The organism is Bradyrhizobium barranii subsp. barranii (genome assembly GCF_017565645.3).
Lineage (GTDB): Bacteria > Pseudomonadota > Alphaproteobacteria > Rhizobiales > Xanthobacteraceae > Bradyrhizobium > Bradyrhizobium barranii.
Window position 1 is genome coordinate 3,358,368 of record NZ_CP086136.1, and the last position, 17,190, is coordinate 3,375,557.

Genomic DNA, 17,190 nt, shown 5'->3' on the forward strand with positions numbered 1-17,190 from the left:
TAAGGCAGCTCGATATGACGGTGATCGATCCCACGCTCCGCGCCACCAAGACGACCTGTCCCTACTGCGGCGTCGGCTGCGGCGTGCTGGCGACGCCCGACGGCAACGGTGGCGCGGCGATCGCGGGCGATCCGGATCATCCCGCCAATTTCGGCCGGCTGTGCTCGAAGGGCTCGGCGCTCGGCGAGACCGTCGGGCTGGAGAGCCGGCTGCTCTATCCGATGATCCGCTGCAAGGGCGTGCTCGAACGCGTCGCCTGGAGCGATGCACTCGACCACGTCGCCCATCGCATGCAACACATCGTGGCGCGCGACGGCGCCGATGCGGTCGCGTTCTATCTCTCGGGCCAGCTCCTGACCGAGGACTATTACGTCGCCAACAAGCTGATGAAGGGCTTTGTCGGCACGGCGAATGTCGACACCAATTCGCGGCTCTGCATGTCGTCCTCGGTCGCCGGCCATCGCCGCGCCTTCGGTGCCGACACCGTGCCCGGCTGCTATGAGGATCTCGACCAGGCTGATTTGCTCGTCTTCGTCGGCTCGAATGCGGCCTGGTGCCATCCGGTGCTGTTCCAGCGCATGCTGAAGAACAGGCAGGAGCGCGGCGCGCGCATGATCGTGATCGATCCGCGCCGGACCGACACGGCCGGCGACGTCGATCTGTTCCTCGGCCTCAAGCCCGGTACCGACACCGCCTTGTTCTCCGGCCTGTTCGTCCATCTCGCCGACAGCGGCGCGCTGGACCAGGATTACATCGCGCAGAACACGTCTGGCTTCGACGACGCGCTGGCGCGCGCGCGCAACATCGCCGGCAGTGTCACCGCGACCGCGCTGGCGACGGGCCTGTCCGAACAGGACGTCGCCGCCTTCTTCAAGATGTTCCGCGACACCGAGCGCGTCGTCACGCTCTATTCGCAGGGCGTCAACCAGTCGGCGCAGGGCACCGACAAGGTCAACGCGATCCTGAACTGCCATCTTGCCACGGGGCGCATTGGCAAGCCGGGCGCCTCGCCGTTCTCGCTCACCGGCCAGCCCAACGCGATGGGCGGCCGCGAGGTCGGCGGCCTTGCCAACCAGCTCGCCGCGCATATGAACTTCACCCCGCCCGACATCGACCGTGTCAGGCGGTTCTGGAAGGCGCCGCGCATCGCCACCCATGAAGGGTTGAAGGCGGTGCAGCTGTTCGAGGCGATCAACCGCGGCGAGGTCAAGGCGCTGTGGGTGATGGGCACCAACCCGGCGGTGTCATTGCCGGACGCGGACGTCGTGCGTGAAGCGCTGAAGAAGCTCGAGCTGTTCGTGGTCTCCGAGAACGTGCTGTCTAACGACACGGTCGAGGCGGGTCCGCATGTGCTGCTGCCGGCGCTCGCCTGGGGCGAGAAGTCGGGCACGGTGACCAACTCCGAGCGCCGCATCTCGCGCCAGCGCTCGTTCCTGCCGGCGCCGGGCGAGGCGCGGCCGGACTGGTGGATTCTGAGCGAGACCGCAAAGCGGCTCGGGTTCGGCGACAGCTTTAACTATAAATCCGCCGCCGATATTTTCCGCGAGCATGCCGCGCTCTCTGCTTTCGAGAACGACGGCAGCCGCGATTTCGACATCGGCGCGCTGACCGCGCTCTCGGACGAGGCCTTCGACGCCTTGAAGCCGGTGCAGTGGCCGGCGCGCGAAGGCGAGGCGGCCGGCGAGCGCTTCTTCGCGAACGGCGGCTTCTTCACCAATGACGGCAAAGGCCGCTTCGTCGCGCCGGAGGTGCCGTCACTGCGCGGCGAGACCGGGCCGTCGCGCCCGCTGCGGCTCAACACCGGACGTATCCGCGACCAGTGGCACACCATGACGCGCACGGGCCTCAGCCAGCGTCTCGGCGCGCATCTGCCGGAGCCGTTCGTCGAGATCCACCCGGATGATGCCAGCAAACACGGCATCGCGCATGACGGCTACGCCCGCATCACCACCGATTACGGCCAGTGCATCCTGAAGGTCGTCGTCAGCGACCGTCAGCAGCGCGGCACGCTGTTCGCGCCGATCCACTGGAGCGCGATGAACGCCTCGCACGGCCGCGTCGGGGCGCTCGTGCAGTCCTTCACCGATCCGTTCTCGGGCCAGCCGGAGTCGAAAGCCACGCCGGCGGCGATCTCGCCTTATGAGTACGTCTTCCGCGGCTTTGCGCTGTCGCGCGAGCAGCTCGATCTGCCGCCGAACCTGATGTGGACCCGTGTCACGGTTACGGGCGGCTTCGGCTATCTCTTCGCCGACAATGCGGATCTGTCGCGCTGGCCGGCCTGGCTCGACGGCGTCGCCGGCGAGGACGTCGCCGACTATCGCGACTTCGGAGGCGGCGTTTATCGCGCGGCCTCGTTCGCGGGCGACCGCATCGAGACCTGCCTGTTCGTCGGCCCCGCGCATGATGCCGGCGACTGGGAGGTGGTGAAGAGCCTGTTCGTGGCCGATCACGTCACCGACGAGCAGCGCCGCATGCTGCTGTCAGGCAAATCGACGGAGGGCGCGGCCTCGACCGGCCCCATCGTCTGCGCCTGCTTCGGCGTCGGCCGCGGCACCATCTGCGACACCATCGCGAGCGGCGCGCGCACGGCGGCCGAGATCGGCGCCAAGCTCAAGGCCGGCACCAATTGCGGGTCATGTATCCCCGAGCTGAAGCGGCTGATCGCGACGACGGAAGTGGCGCCGGCGAAGCAGGTCAAGCTCGCGGGTGTGGCGGGGTAGGTCAGGCTCTCTCCTTCGTCATTGCGAGCGCAGCGAAGCAATCCAGAATCCGTCCGCGGAGACAGTCTGGATTGCTTCGCTGCGCTCGCAATGACGGTGTTGAGGCAGTTGTGCGCGACATCTCTCCTCAGGCGCCCCGAGGGAGGCCCGGCCCAATGCAGCCATGCCCTCCGCACCAATCGACGCGCCCTCGATTGTGCCCTATGTTGCCGCGTGCTCCCCCTCAACAGCCATAAAAACAACAATGATGTACCTGGAAACGCCGCCGCGCCTGATCGAAACCAAGATCTTCTCCGCTATGCCGGACCAATTCCGCCGCAAGGGCGTGCGGACCGATTGGGCCGATGCCAACCGACCGGGGGTGCCGACCGACAGCTTCATCGAAGGGCCGTCGTTCGACAAGGACGGCAATCTCTACATTGTCGACATTCCCTTCGGCCGCGTCTTCCGCATCGCGCCTGATGGCGCGTGGTCGCTCGTGATCGAATATGAGGGCTGGCCGAACGGGTTGAAGATCGCCGCCGACGGCCGCATCCTCGTGGCCGACTACATGCACGGCATCATGGAGCTCGACGCCGGGGCAGGGCGCATCAGGCCGATCCTGACCGCGCGCAATTCAGAATCGTTCCGTGGCTGCAACGATCTGCATCTCGCCTCCAATGGCGACATCTTGTTCACCGATCAGGGCCAGACCGGCCTGCACGACGCAAGCGGCCGTGTCTATCGCCTGACGCCGAGCGGCCGGCTCGATTGCCTGCTCGACACCGGCATCAGCCCGAACGGCCTAGTGCTCGACCCCAGCGAAACTGTGCTGTTCGTCGCCATGACGCGCGACAATGCGGTGTGGCGGTTGCCGTTCATGAAGGACGGCAGCGTGTCGAAGGTCGGCCGCTTCTGCTCGCTGTTCGGCACCAGCGGTCCTGACGGCATGACCATGGACGCGGCCGGTCGCCTGTTCGTCGGCCACGCCTCGCTCGGCCACGTCTTCGTGTTCGCGCCGAACGGAGAGCTGATCGCGCGGATCAAGTCGTGCGCGGGTACGAGCTGCACCAATGTCGCCATCGGTGGCGTCAGGAAAGATCGGCTCTATATCACGGAGTCAGGGACCGGCAGCGTGCTGGTTGCGGATATCAGTGGCCTGTAGAGCATCTGAAGGAACGAACATGAACACAAAACCCTTCGGCAAGACCGGCGCGAACGTCTCCGTCATCGGGCAGGGCACCTGGTATCTCGACCATGGCGACCGCAAGCGCGCAATCGCGGCGCTTCAACGCGGGCTCGATCTCGGCATGACCCACATCGACACCGCCGAGATGTACGGCGATGCCGAGCTCGTCATCGCGGATGCAATCGCAGGGCGCCGCGACGAGGTGTTCCTGGTTTCAAAGGTGCTGCCGAGCAACGCCTCGCGCGGCGGCACCATCACGGCGTGCGAACGCTCGCTGAGGCGGCTGAAGACCGATCGTCTCGACTGCTATCTGCTGCACTGGCGCGGTTCCTATCCGCTCGAGGACACGGTCGCCGCGTTCGAAGAGTTGGTGAAGGCCGGCAAGATTAAATCCTGGGGCGTCTCCAATTTCGACGCCGACGATCTCGAGGAAATTCTTGACGTCGCCGGCGAAGGCCGCATCGCGTGCAATCAGGTGCTCTATCATCTCAAGGAGCGCGCGATCGAGCATGCGGTGATCCCGTGGTGCGAGACGCATGGCGTTGCTGTCGCCGCATACTCTCCGTTCGGCCACGACGATTTTCCCGCAAGCAACAGCAAGGGAGGCGCAGTGCTGGCACGCATCGCGGAGGTGCGTCGTGTGACACCGCGTCAGGTCGCGCTGAGCTTCCTCACCCGTGCAACTACGGTGTTCGCGATCCCGAAGGCCTCGTCCGCGGAACATGCCGGCGAGAATGCGGCGGCCGGCGATCTCGTGCTGACGAAAGACGAGATTTCGGCGCTCGATGCGGCGTTTCCGCGCGGTCCGAAGCCGCGCGGTCTGCCCATGTTGTAGTGCACAAACGCCTATTATTAATGGAGTATTGACGCGCGGGGTCGTCAGCGCATATCGGCATCCTGTTTTCGGAAGTTGTGAAAGCGGCGCATTTGTCGTTTTTTACGATCGTTCCCGAATCGTAGTTTTCCCAGGTTCCAGCCGTGACACCGCCGCCCGCCGCAGCCGCAAGGCTCGACAGTATTCCCATGCCCGTGCCGGAGAAGAAGCAGGAGGCTCGCCGCGCGCCTGCGCGCGTCGATCATCCCTTCAAGGGCATCGCGCTGGTGCTGCTGTCGACGGTATTCCTCGGCTGCTCCGACGTCACCGCAAAGTATCTGTCGACGAGCCTGCCGTCGATCGAGATCACCTGGATCCGCTTCGTCACGTTCGCCCTGATGTTCACGCCGGTGATGCTGCCGGGCTCGCCGCTGCATGCGATGCGCACCGATCGCCTCGGCCTGCAATTGATGCGCGGCGTCGCGCTGCTCGGCTCCTCGCTGTTCTTCATCACCGGTCTCCGTTTCCTCCCCATCGCGGAAGCCTCGGCCACTGGCTTCGTCTCGCCGTTGTTCGTCACCGCGCTGTCGATCATCTTCCTGAGCGAGAAGGTCGGTATGCGCCGCTGGATCGCGACCGCGATCGGTCTCATCGGCGTGATGATCATCCTGCGTCCGGGCTCCAATGCGTTTCACGCCGCCGCATTCTTCCCGATCATCTCGGCATTCTGTTGGGCCGCTGCGCTGATCCTGACGCGCATGATGAGCGGGCGCGAAGCCGTCCTCACCACCATGGCCTATTCGGCGCTCACGGGCGTTGCGATCCTCAGCCTGATGGTGCCGTTCGTCTGGGTGACGCCGAGCTGGACCGCGATCGGGCTCGGCATCGTGATCGGCGTCGCGTCCACCGTGGGCCAGTGGATCATCGTGCTGGCCTATCGCTACGGCGATGCCTCGGTGCTGGCACCGTTCTCGTACACGCAGTTGCTGTGGGTCAGCATTCTGGGCTTCTTCCTGTTCGGCGAAGTGCCTGATATCTGGACCGTCACCGGTGCTGCCTTCATCGTCGCCAGCGGTCTCTACATCGCCCATCGCGAGCGCATCCGCCGCGCCCAGCTGCTGGTGCTGGAAGAGCGCTCCCCGAACCCCTGACGCAAGTTCGCGCGTCCCGCTTCGTGCTATCAACGGCTCCAACAACACGGGAGGAGCCGGATGCGCGCTGCGATTTTCAGGAACGGTGAGATTGTCGTCGACCGGATGGCGGAGCCGAAGCCGGGCCCCGGCCAGGTGCTGGTTAGGACGCTCGCCTGCGGCATCTGCGGCTCCGACCTTCACGCGCGCCAGCATGCCCCCCGCATGGTGGAGATGGCGAAGAAGACCGGCCGCAAGCCGATGGACCTCGCCCGCGACGTCGTGTTCGGCCATGAGTTCTGCTGCGAGATCGTCGATTACGGTCCCGGAACCGCGCGCAAGCTCAAGCCCGGCACCCGCGTCTGCTCGCTGCCGGCGCTCGTGACGCCGCAGGGCATCGAGGGCATCGGCTATTCCAACGACAATATCGGCGGCTATGCCGAGGCGATGCTGCTCAGCGAGCCCCTGCTGCTGGAGGTGCCCAACGGTCTCGCGCCCGAACATGCCGCGCTGACCGAGCCGCTCGCGGTCGGTGTCCACGCCGTGGCGAAAGCCAACATCCGTGGCGGCGAGGTGCCGCTCGTGATCGGTTGCGGCCCGGTCGGCCTCGCGGTGATCGCCGCGCTGAGGATCAAGGGCCTGCATCCGATCGTCGCGGCCGACTATTCGCCGGCGCGGCGTGCGCTCGCGGCAAGGCTCGGGGCCGATATCGTCGTCGATCCCAAGGTGACGCAGCCCTACGCGACCTGGGCCGAGCACGCGCAGATGTCGGAGGCCGAGAAGGCGGCGCGGCCGCCGTTGCAGGCCATGCTGCCGGCACTGAAGCCCGCAATCATCTTCGAATGCGTCGGCGTGCCCGGCCTGTTACAGCAGGTGTTCGAGGGCGCCCCGCGTGATGCGCGCATCGTGGTGGTCGGCGTCTGCATGGAGACCGACAGGAGCGAACCCATGCTCGGCATCATGAAGGAGCTCAACGTCCAATATGTGCTCGGCTACACGCCGGATGAGTTCGCAGCGTCACTGCGTTTGATCGCGGAAGGGCAGGTGGATGCGGCGGCGATGGTCACTGCCGAGGTCGGCCTCGACGGCGTCGCAAAAGCGTTCGCTGATCTCGCCAATCCTGAGGCGCACACCGAGATCATCGTGCAGCCGTGGAAATAGGGAATGGCTGAAGCACGCCGCCATCGGGTTTCGCGGCGACGTCGGCATCGCTCATCTGGGCGATCACGGCCCGGCGATCGACGATCGCCTGGTGGAATTGCGCCAGCACGAGACCGAAGGCGGTGAGGTCGCCGTCTTCGATGGCGCCGTCCTCGTGACAGGCCAGCGTCTCGCGCAGGATGTCGTCGGCTGCGCTCTGCATGGCGGCGAGATCGTCGAGCGACGTCGCCTCCCGCACGCTGGAGATCGCCGTCAGCAACCGGTCGCGATGCAGCGCGTTCTCGCTGCGCTCCTCGCGCCGTAGATAGTGCCGCAGCCACGCGGCCACCGAGCCGAAGCCCGAGAGCAGCAGCACTGCGCCCCAGATGTAGTCGCTGTACTTGTCCATGAAGCTGCGCTCGTTGCCGTCGATAAAGGCGGCAGCTCCTGGATGGGCCGGCAGCGCGGCGTCCTTGTCGGTGTCAGGCTTCTGGATGTGACTGGCGCCGGGCAAGTCCTTCACGAGCGACTGACGGACCGTAAACAGCTCGCGGGTGAAGGTCGCGACCGTGTCCTCGGACAGTGAAGCGGGCGCGACGATCAGATGATTGACGGCGATGGTGTCGATCTTGTCGTCCGGCCGCTGCGGCGTTGTGGAAAATGCGCTCGCGGGAATTTCCTCGGATTCGTAGAGCGGATGCCGCTCGGCGATGGCGTCGGAGACGTCGACGGACAGGAACTTGGGCTCGCCGCGCAGGCGTGCGGTGGTGGCGATCGTGCTTGCGATCGCCTTGTCGTCGAGTGCGCCCACCATCATGAAGGCGTCGAGCGTTGAGTCCTGGGCCATCTCGGAGATGCGGTCGATACCGAACTGTGCGATCGTGACCTTCTGCGGATTGACGCCTGACTCGGCGAGGATGACACGGAGCAGATTGAGATTGGCATCGCCAAGGCCGACGACACCGATGCGGCGCCCCGTGAGGGAGGCGATCTCCATGATCTTCGGCCTGGCGGCGCCCTTGCGCGCCACTGGCGCCCACAACACCACGAAATTTCGCCGCAGGATCGCCACCGAATTGGTGTCGGCCGGCATGGCGAAGTCGCCACGAGCCACCGCAAGCTCGGCCTTGCCGGCGCCGAGCAGGTTGAGGCTTTGCAGTGTGCCGTCGGTCTCGATCGGCACGAGCCGCACCGCGCCACCCCTGGCGTCGAACGCCTTCGCCACCGCCGCAATCAGCGCCTGGTCGTCACTGCCGGCCGGCCCGACTGCGATGCGTAGCGTCGCCGGCTGCCAGACCCAATAGGCGAGGGCAAGAGCGACCGCGAGCACCGAGAGCACGCTTGCGAGCGCGAGCCACGGGCCAAAGCGATTGCGGCGGCGAGACGACGCGTCTCTCCTCACGCTCAGATCACTCGGCACGGGCATCTCGCTTTCCTCATCGGCAAGCTCGCCCGACGGCAGGCGCGGCGGGTGCCGTCAGTATTTCGAAGGCACGTACATTTCCGGCGGAATCGGGCCGCGGTGATAGTCGGGGTTGCGGACGCGCGGCGGCAGCACCACGGGCACGCGGGCGACCTCCTGGTACGGCATCTGGCTGAGCAGATGCGCGATGCAGTTGAGGCGGGCGCGCTTCTTGCCGACGGCGTTGACGATCCACCACGGCGAATCCGGCAGATGCGTGTGCTCCAGCATCGTCTCCTTGGCCTTGGTGTACGCCTCCCAGCGGCTGCGCGCCTCGACGTCCATCGGGCTCAGCTTCCACTGCTTCAGCGGATCCCTGATGCGCATGCTGAAGCGGAACTGCTGCTCGTCGTCGGTGATCGAGAACCAGTATTTGACGAGCGTGATGCCGGAGCGGATCAGCATCCGCTCGAACTCCGGCACCGTCTTGAAGAACTCCTGGTATTGCTCGTCGGTGCAGAAGCCCATCACGCGCTCGACGCCGGCACGGTTGTACCAGCTGCGGTCGGACAGCACCATTTCGCCGCCGGCCGGCAGGTGCGCCACATAACGCTGGAAATACCATTGCGTCCGCTCGCGCTCACTCGGTGCGGGGAGCGCTGCAACGCGGCAGATGCGGGGATTGAGACGCTGGGTGATACGCTTGATGACGCCGCCCTTGCCGGCGGAATCGCGGCCCTCGAACAGCACCACGACCTTCTTCTTCTCGCTCTGCACCCAGTCCTGGAGCTTGACCAGCTCGCCCTGGAGGCGGAGCAATTCCCGGAAATAGAGCCTGCGATCCACCGTCGGGCGGAGCGCGTCCGTCTCGTCCAGCAGCTCGTCGAGCCTGCTGTCATCGAGCTCCATTTCCAGCTCTTCGTCGAGATCGTCGGTCATTTCCCGGATGATGCGCTCGCGTTTGGCCATTTCAGGGGTGCGGTCGGATGCGGTCATGGGTCCTTCTTTCGGCAGGGTGCCTGTCGCCCGTGACCATCGGCGGGGTTTATTGCGCCCATGTGACACCGGTTCCGAAATAGCCCGGCGGGGCCGTCAGACCGGCAGGGCGATCGAATATTTGACCTGGCTGAGCGCGAAGCTCGACTCGATCGAGGCAATGCCGTCGAGCCGGGTCAGCTTGGTCTTGAGAAAGGTCTCGTAGGAGGCGAGGTCGGCCGCCACCACGCGCAGGAGATAATCGCGGTTGCCGGTCATCAGATAGCACTCCAGCACCTCGTCCCATTTCGAGATCGCGCGCGCGAAGCGATTCAGATCCTCCTCCTTCTGCCGCGCCAGCTTGATCGAGATGAAGACGCTGACATGCAGCCCCAGCGCCTTCTGGTCGACGGTCGCGATGTAGCGGCTGATGACGCCGCGCTCCTCCAGCAGCTTGACCCGGCGATGGCAGGGCGACACCGAGAGCCCGACCTTGTCGGCCAGCTCCTGCATGGTCAGCCGGCTGTCGTTCTGGAGCAAAGCGAGGATTTTCCGGTCGATGGCGTCGAGGTCTGGCATTGGGATGAAACCTGTCTGAAGTGCTGATCCATTGGTAAAGTATCCCAATATTCGGGGGTATGGCGCGAGAAATTGAGAAGTTTGGCTCCGCCCGCAGGCGTATCATCGTCCGACCTGTTTCCGGGAGCCATTGTCATGCCCGTTGATACCGCCCGTCTGGACACATTGACCGCGCTGGCCCGCAAGGCGCTGTGGCTGTCGTCATGGACCATCCATCACGCCAACCACATCCGCGCCAACGCGGACGGGCTCAAGGTCGGGGGACACCAGGCCTCGTCCGCCTCGCTCGCGACCATCATGTCGGCGCTGTATTTTAGCGTGCTGCGTCCTGAGGATCGCGTCGCGGTGAAGCCGCATGCAAGCCCGGTGTTCCACGCCATCCAGTATCTGTTCGGCCGGCAGACGCGCGAGAAGCTGGAGAACTTTCGCGGGTTCAAGGGCGCGCAGTCCTATCCCTCGCGGACCAAGGACGTCGACGACGTCGATTTCTCCACCGGATCGGTCGGCCTCGGCGTCGCGCAGACGCTGTTTGCCTCGCTGGTGCAGGACTACGTCAAGGCGCATGGCTGGATGAAGGATCGCCGCGAAGGGCGGATGATTGCGCTGGTCGGCGATGCCGAGATGGACGAGGGCAACATTTTCGAGGCGCTCGCCGAAGGCTGGAAGCACGGCCTGCGCAACACCTGGTGGGTGGTCGACTATAACAGGCAGTCGCTCGACGCCGTTGTGCGCGAGGGGCTCTGGGAAAAGTTTGAGACCATGTTCCGCAATTTCGGCTGGGACGTGGTGATCGTGAAATATGGCCGCCTGATGCGCGAGGCCTTCGCCGAGCCGGGCGGCGAGGCGCTGAAGCGCTGGATCGACAATTGCCCGAACGCGCTCTACGCGGCGCTGTGCTTCCAGGGCGGTGCCGCCTTCCGCAAGCATCTGCACGATGAGATCGGCGACCAGGGCCCGATCACCAAGTTGATCGACAGGCGCAGCGACGAGGAGCTGCTGGCGCTGATGTCGAATCTCGGCGGCCACGACATGGCGAGCATGCTGGAGGCGTTCGAGTCGATCGATCACGATCGCCCGGTCTGCTTCATCGCCTACACCATCAAGGGCGTCGGCCTGCCGTTCCAGGGCCATAAGGACAACCACGCCGGCCTGATGACGGTCATGCAGATGGAGAAATATCGCGAGAGCCAGAACATTCGTGCGGGCCATGAATGGGACAAGTACGAAGGCCTCGCGCAGGACGCTGCCGAGCTCGACGCCTTCCTTGCGCGCGTGCCGTTCAACCAGGACGGCCGCCGGCTGACCGCGCCTGTTATCGAGGTTCCCCAGCAGCTCGCGTTCAAGCCGTCGACCCAGATGTCGACCCAGCAGGGCTTTGGCCTCGTGCTGAACGAGATCGCGCGCGGCGACAGCGAACTCGCACAGCGCATCGTCACGACCTCGCCCGACGTCACGGTCTCGACCAATCTCGGTCCGTGGGTGAACCGGCGCGGCCTGTTCGCGCGCGGCGAGAAGGCGGACTTATTCCGCAGCGAGAAAATTCCCTCCACGTTCAATTGGGACTTCTCGCCCAAGGGGCAGCATCTCGAGCTCGGCATCGCCGAAATGAACCTGTTCATCATGCTCTCGGCGCTCGGCCTGTCGCACCAGATCAACGGCGAGCGGCTCTTGCCGGTCGGCACGCTCTACGATCCCTTCATCGAGCGCGGCCTCGATGCGCTGAACTACGCCTGCTACCAGGATGCGCGCTTCATGGTGGCAGCGACGCCCTCGGGCATCACGCTGGCGCCGGAAGGCGGCGCGCACCAGTCGATCGCGACGCCGTTGATCGGCATGGCGCAGGACGGGCTCGCCTCGTTCGAGCCGGCGTTCGTCGACGAGCTCGCCGTGATCATGGCGTGGGGCTTCAATCACATGCAGCGCGATCCGGGCGAGGGCGGCTCGGTCTATTTGCGGCTCTCGACGCGCAGCATCGAGCAGGCGCAGCGGATCGTGACGCCGGAGCTTGAGCAGGGCATCACCGACGGCGCCTATTGGCTGCGCAAGCCGGGGCCCAATGCCGAACTCGTGATCGCCTATACCGGCGCGGTCGCGCCCGAAGCGATCGAGGCGACCGGCTTCATCGGCGAGAGCCGCCGCGACATCGGCCTGCTCGCGATCACCTCGGCGGATCGTCTGCATGCGGGTTGGACCGCTGCGCGGAAATTGCGGCGCGATCGGCGGGGTGTGCAGCATCTCAGCCACATCGAAAAGCTGCTCGCGCCGCTGCCGCGCGACTGCGGCATCGTGACCGTGATCGACGGCCATCCCTCCGCGCTCGGTTGGCTCGGCAGTGTCCGCGGTCATCGCGTCGAGGCGCTCGGCGTCGAGCAGTTCGGCCAGACCGGCACCATCGCGGACCTCTACCGCCATTACGGCATCGATGCGAACGCCATCATCGATGCGGCGGAAAGCCTCACCACCGGCGCGCCGGTGCTGCATCGGAAGATGGCGGTGTAGTTGAGGTAACTGCCCTGTCATTCCGGGGCGACGCGTAGCGTCGAGCCCGGAATCCATACTCCCGATCGTGGTTATGGATTCCGGGCCCGCGCCAAGTGCCGCGTCCCGGAATGACACCTGAGGGAGCCTTGCCTCGTTCCCGCCATCGGCTCATATATCCTCCGTCCGCCGCAACGCTGGCCCCGCATATGGCGGGTTCAATTGCCGGCGCTTTCGTGCAAGGATGCCTGCCGAAACGCCCCCTCCAAGCCCCCAAGAAGAGGTTAACGATGGTCAATCGCATGCAATTCTACATCGACGGCGCCTGGGTCGATCCCGCCGTCAAGAAGTCCACCGCCGTGGTGAATCCCGCGACGGAAGACGCGATGTACGAGGTTGCGCTGGGCTCCAAGGCTGACGTCGACAAGGCCGTCACCGCTGCCAAGCGCGCCTTTGCAACTTTCTCCCAGACCAGCCGCGAGGAGCGCGTCGCGCTGCTCACGAAAGTCATCGAGATCTACAAGGGCCGCCTCAAGGAGATCGGCGCCGCCGTCTCCGACGAGATGGGCGCGCCGCTGCCGATGGCTGAGAAGCTCCAGGCCGGCGCCGGCCTCGGCCACCTCATGACCACGCTCGACGTGCTCAAGAACTACCATTTCGAGGAACCGGTCGGCACCGCCATGGTGCTGCGCGAGCCGATCGGCGTGGTCGGCATGATCACGCCCTGGAACTGGCCGCTGAACCAGATCGCCTGCAAGGTCGCGCCCGCGCTCGCCGCCGGCTGCACCATGATCCTCAAGCCGTCGGAGTTCACCCCGACCTCGGCTTTGATCTTCGCGGAAATCCTCCACGAAGCCGGCGTGCCGAAGGGCGTGTTCAACCTCGTCAACGGCCTCGGCCCCGAGGTCGGCGCCGCCATGAGCGAGCATCCTGATATCGACATGATCTCGTTCACCGGCTCGACCCGCGCCGGCATCGACGTGGCCAAGCGCGCCGCGCCGACCGTGAAGCGCGTCAGCCAGGAGCTCGGCGGCAAGTCGCCGAACGTCATCCTCGAAGGTGCCGACCTGCAGAAGGCGGTGACTGGCGGCGTGATGCACATGTTCAACAACTCCGGCCAGTCCTGCAATGCGCCTTCGCGCATGATCGTGCCGCTGTCGAAGATGAAGGAAGTCGCCGCGATCGCGAAGGCGGTCGCCGACAAGACCAAAGCCGGTGATCCCCGCGCTGAAGGCACTACCATTGGTCCGGTCGTCAACCGCGGCCAGTGGGACAAGATCCAGGGCCTCATCAAGAAGGGCATCGACGAGGGCGCAACGCTCGTCGCCGGTGGTCCGGGCCTGCCCGAAGGCGTCAACAAGGGCTTCTACGTCCGTCCGACCATCTTCGCCGACGTCACTCCCGACATGACGATCGCCCGTGAAGAGATCTTCGGACCGGTGCTGACCATCATCGGCGCCAAGGACGAGTCTGAGGCCGTGCAGATCGCCAACGACACGCCGTACGGCCTCGCCGGCTACGTCTCGGGCGCTTCGGTTGAGGACGCCAAGCGCGTGGGTCGCCAGATCCGCGCCGGCAACGTCAATCTCCAGGGCGTGCCCAACGACCGCACCGCGCCGTTCGGCGGCTACAAGCAGTCGGGCAACGGCCGCGAATGGGGCAAGTACGGCCTCGAGGACTTCCTCGAAGTGAAGGCCGTTGCGGGCTTCAACGCGGCGTAAGGCTTATCGCCTGAACGATCATGACGCCGGAGCGGGAAACCGCTTCGGCGTTTTTTGTTTGCTCCGTCGTCATTGCGAGGAGCGCAGCGACGAAGCAATCCAGACTGTCTCCACGGAAAGACTCTGGATTGCTTCGCTTCGCTCGCAATGACGGAGGAGAGATCTCGTAGGGTGGGCAGAGGAGCGAAGCGACGTGCCCACCATCACGAGCCGGCAAGGAATGGTGGGCACGCTTTCGCTTTGCCCACCCTACGAGACCGTCTGTGCGGAACGCCTATCCCCCCACCGCGCCTTGCGTATTCACATACAGCGCGTAGATCGACTGGCTTGCCGCCATGAACAGGCGGTTGCGCTTGACGCCGCCGACGCAGAGATTGGCGCAGCGCTCGGGCAGCGAGATGCGGCCGATCATGACGCCGTCGGGCGCGAACACGACGACGCCGTCAAGCTCGGGATCGCCCATGCCCCAGCCGCACCAGAGATTGCCGTCGATGTCGCAGCGCATGCCGTCCGGAGTGCCCGGGCCGGCATCGATGTGGACGCGCTTGTTGGAGATCGTGGTGCCGTCAAGCGAGACGTCATAGGCGAGGATCTTTCGGTTCGGCACGCCGCGCGATTCCACGACATACAGAATCTTCTCGTCGGGCGAGAAGCACAGCCCGTTGGGGCCGAGCACGCCTTCGGCGACGATGGTCGCCTTGCCGGTCGAGGGATCGAGCCGATAGACGTTGGGCTCGATCTCGGGCTCCGCCTTGTAGCCCTCGTAATTGCCAAGCAGGCCGAAGGTCGGATCGGTGAACCAGATCGAGCCGTCGGACTTCACCACGACGTCGTTCGGCGAGTTCAGCGGCTTGCCGCCGAACGAATCCATCAGCACGGTGATGCTGCCGTCATATTCGGTGCGCACCACGCGGCGGCCGCCATGCTCGCAGGTGACGAGCCGGCCCTGACGATCCCTGGTGTTGCCGTTGGCGAAATTCGAGGGCTTTCGGAAGACCGAGACGGTTCCGGTCTCCTCCTCCCATTTGATGATGCGCTGGTTCGGGATGTCGCTGCACAGGAGATAGCGGCCGTCGCCGAACCACACGGGCCCCTCGGCCCAGCGCAGGCCGGTCGCCAGCCGCTCCACCGCCGACAGCTTCAGCCAGTATTTTTCGAAGCGGGGGTCCAGTGCTTTTATCGCCGGATCGGGGTAATAGGTCGCCGGCCGCCAGCCTTGAGCGTGGGACGATGCATCGTTCATGTGCAGGTCTCTTTGTTGCGTTCCCTCTGTCCAAGTCTGCTAGCATCAGTTATCTACGGCCGCAAATCGGTCACCACAGGCGAGGGAAGACATGCCGCGTATTTTGATGACAGGAGCTTCGGGCGGAATCGGCACGAGCCTGCGAAAGCTGCTGCCGCCGATCTATCCGGATCTCCTGCTCTCCGACATCAAGCCGCCCGCCGATCTCGGCGCGAACGAACAATTCAAGGCGGCGGATCTCGCCGATCTCGCGCAGTGCGAGGCGATCTGCGAGGGCGTCGACGGCATCATCCATTTCGGCGGCTATTCGGTCGAAGGCACCTGGGACCAAATCCTCCAGGCCAACATCATCGGCGGCTACAATTTGTTCGAGGCCGCCTACCGCAAGGGCGTCAAGCGCGTGGTGTTCGCCTCGTCCAACCACGCCGTCGGCTTCTATCCCCGCCACCACAAGATCGGGACCGACGTCACCCCGCGCCCCGACGGTCGTTATGGCGTCAGCAAGGTGTTCGGCGAGGCCGTCGGTGCGCTCTACGCCGACAAGCACGGCCTGAAGGTGACTTGCCTGCGCATCGGCAATTTCGGCGACATGCCGCTCGACCAGCGCCGGCTCTCGATCTGGCTGAAACCCGACGACCTCGTGCAGCTCTGCCGCATCGGGCTCGAACATCCCGACATTCATTTCGAGGTCTTCTACGGCGCCTCCCTCAACGAGCGCGCCTGGTGGGACAACCACCGCGCCTACGAATTCGGCTATCGCCCGACGGGGCGCGCCGAGGATTTCCGCGAGCACGCCATGGCCGAGCAGGCCAAGCTGAAGCCGGATCCGGTCGGCGACCACTACCAGGGCGGCGCGTTCTGCAGCAACGAGTTCGACGGCGATGCGAGCCGGATCATTGATTGGAGTAAGCGCTGAAATGCCATGCCCCCTCTCTACAGTCATGAGGTGAGGGGGCCTCTCCGCGGCACTCGCGCCGGCATGCAGCCTAGTCCATGCCTTCATCGGGAATGTTCAATACGGTGCCACAAGCTTTGCAATGCACCGCGTCGACATCGTGGCGCTGCAGGGCGCAAACCGGACAGGGGAAGCGTACCTTGGAGGGCGCGAGCAGTGCCTTGGCGAGATTCAGGAAAAGGGTCACGCCAAAGATCATGATGACGACGGTGATCAGGCGGCCGACGGTCCCGGGCAAGGTGATGTCGCCGAAGCCGGTTGTGGTCAGTGCGGTGACCGTGAAGTAGAGCGCGTCGGCATAGTTGGCGATCTGGTGATTGTGGGATTTTTGGGTCTCGTAGACGATCCCCGTCATCACGAAAATGAACACGCCGAGGTTCACGACGGCAAAAACGACTTCCTCGTTTCGCCGGAAGAAGGGGCTGTCGACCCGGAGGCGCGCCACCATCTGGTAGTCGCGCAGCAGCCTCAGTGTTCGAAATGCGCGCAGGAAGCCGCCGGCCTCTCCGGCGAGCGGCGCAAGGAACGAGATGATGACGACGATGTCGGTCCAGGTCGAAAGCCGCGCCAGGTCATGCAGCGGCCGGCGGCTGATGATCATCCGTGCGGCGAAATCCGCAAGGATCAGCACGCCGAACACCACATCGAGCGACTCGACGGCCCTGTTGCGAGGCAGGAACGAGGTCGCGATGATGAACAGAACAGTGACGACGTCCAGCGCGAGCAGGGCGTATCGGAATTTTATGCAGCCGAACGTGTCGCCTTCGTAAAGTTGCCGGATCCTGCCCTTCAGGGCCTCAAATGGGACGGCGATGGCGTCGAGCGGCCCATGTCCCTTCGTACTGTTGCGATAAAATGCCATGGT

Annotated in this window: 13 protein-coding genes; 8 read left to right on the forward strand and 5 right to left on the reverse strand. The window is 65.0% G+C overall.

Annotated elements, in window-relative coordinates; translation table 11 throughout:
* The first annotated feature begins 14 nt into the window (after positions 1–14).
* From J4G43_RS16110 to J4G43_RS16130, 5 genes are all read left to right on the forward strand, one after another.
* Positions 15–2,720 (forward strand): nitrate reductase, encoded by a 2,706-nt coding sequence (locus tag J4G43_RS16110; RefSeq protein WP_208085526.1) that lies wholly within the window; start codon positions 15–17, stop codon positions 2,718–2,720.
* 247 nt (positions 2,721–2,967) lie between these two features.
* A complete protein-coding gene (locus tag J4G43_RS16115; RefSeq protein ID WP_208089335.1) occupies positions 2,968–3,864 on the forward strand; it encodes an SMP-30/gluconolactonase/LRE family protein in 897 nt (298 codons plus the stop codon).
* A 19-nt stretch (positions 3,865–3,883) separates the two neighbouring features.
* Positions 3,884–4,723: an aldo/keto reductase gene (locus tag J4G43_RS16120; protein ID WP_208085530.1), complete on the forward strand. Its 840-nt coding sequence runs from the start codon at positions 3,884–3,886 to the stop codon at positions 4,721–4,723.
* Positions 4,724–4,911: 188 nt separating this feature from the next.
* Entirely contained in the window at positions 4,912–5,853 is a 942-nt protein-coding gene (locus tag J4G43_RS16125) for a DMT family transporter (RefSeq protein WP_208089336.1), read from the forward strand.
* A 60-nt stretch (positions 5,854–5,913) separates the two neighbouring features.
* Positions 5,914–6,993: a zinc-binding dehydrogenase gene (locus J4G43_RS16130; RefSeq protein ID WP_208085531.1), complete on the forward strand. Its 1,080-nt coding sequence runs from the start codon at positions 5,914–5,916 to the stop codon at positions 6,991–6,993.
* Here J4G43_RS16130 and J4G43_RS16135 read toward each other — a convergent pair.
* The 3 genes from J4G43_RS16135 to J4G43_RS16145 form a co-directional block, all read right to left on the reverse strand.
* Positions 6,971–8,398 carry a TAXI family TRAP transporter solute-binding subunit gene (locus J4G43_RS16135; protein ID WP_208085536.1) on the reverse strand — a complete coding sequence of 476 codons (1,428 nt, stop codon included), beginning with the start codon at positions 8,396–8,398 and terminating at the stop codon, positions 6,971–6,973. The genes J4G43_RS16130 and J4G43_RS16135 overlap by 23 nt on opposite strands.
* 51 nt (positions 8,399–8,449) lie before the next feature.
* Positions 8,450–9,370 carry a polyphosphate kinase 2 gene (gene ppk2, locus J4G43_RS16140; protein ID WP_208085545.1) on the reverse strand — a complete coding sequence of 307 codons (921 nt, stop codon included), beginning with the start codon at positions 9,368–9,370 and terminating at the stop codon, positions 8,450–8,452.
* 96 nt (positions 9,371–9,466) lie between these two features.
* Entirely contained in the window at positions 9,467–9,928 is a 462-nt protein-coding gene (locus J4G43_RS16145; protein WP_014497003.1) for an Lrp/AsnC family transcriptional regulator, read from the reverse strand.
* Between the two features lie 135 nt (positions 9,929–10,063).
* On the opposite strand from J4G43_RS16145, the gene J4G43_RS16150 reads away from it, so the two are divergent.
* Entirely contained in the window at positions 10,064–12,427 is a 2,364-nt protein-coding gene (locus tag J4G43_RS16150) for a thiamine pyrophosphate-binding protein (protein WP_208085547.1), read from the forward strand.
* Positions 12,428–12,696: 269 nt separating this feature from the next.
* Positions 12,697–14,127, forward strand: coding sequence for an aldehyde dehydrogenase family protein (locus tag J4G43_RS16155; RefSeq protein WP_208085548.1), 1,431 nt, complete (start codon positions 12,697–12,699; stop codon positions 14,125–14,127).
* A gap of 274 nt (positions 14,128–14,401) precedes the next feature.
* Here J4G43_RS16155 and J4G43_RS16160 read toward each other — a convergent pair whose 3' ends face one another.
* Positions 14,402–15,370 carry an SMP-30/gluconolactonase/LRE family protein gene (locus J4G43_RS16160; RefSeq protein ID WP_208085550.1) on the reverse strand — a complete coding sequence of 323 codons (969 nt, stop codon included), beginning with the start codon at positions 15,368–15,370 and terminating at the stop codon, positions 14,402–14,404.
* 91 nt (positions 15,371–15,461) lie between these two features.
* On the opposite strand from J4G43_RS16160, the gene J4G43_RS16165 reads away from it, so the two are divergent.
* A complete protein-coding gene (locus J4G43_RS16165) occupies positions 15,462–16,286 on the forward strand; it encodes an NAD-dependent epimerase/dehydratase family protein (protein WP_208085551.1) in 825 nt (274 codons plus the stop codon).
* 70 nt (positions 16,287–16,356) lie between these two features.
* Here the strand turns inward: J4G43_RS16165 and J4G43_RS16170 are convergent, their stop codons facing one another.
* Positions 16,357–17,187, reverse strand: a complete 831-nt coding sequence (locus J4G43_RS16170) for a potassium channel family protein (protein ID WP_208085553.1) — start codon at positions 17,185–17,187, stop codon at positions 16,357–16,359.
* Positions 17,188–17,190: the final 3 nt, after the last annotated feature.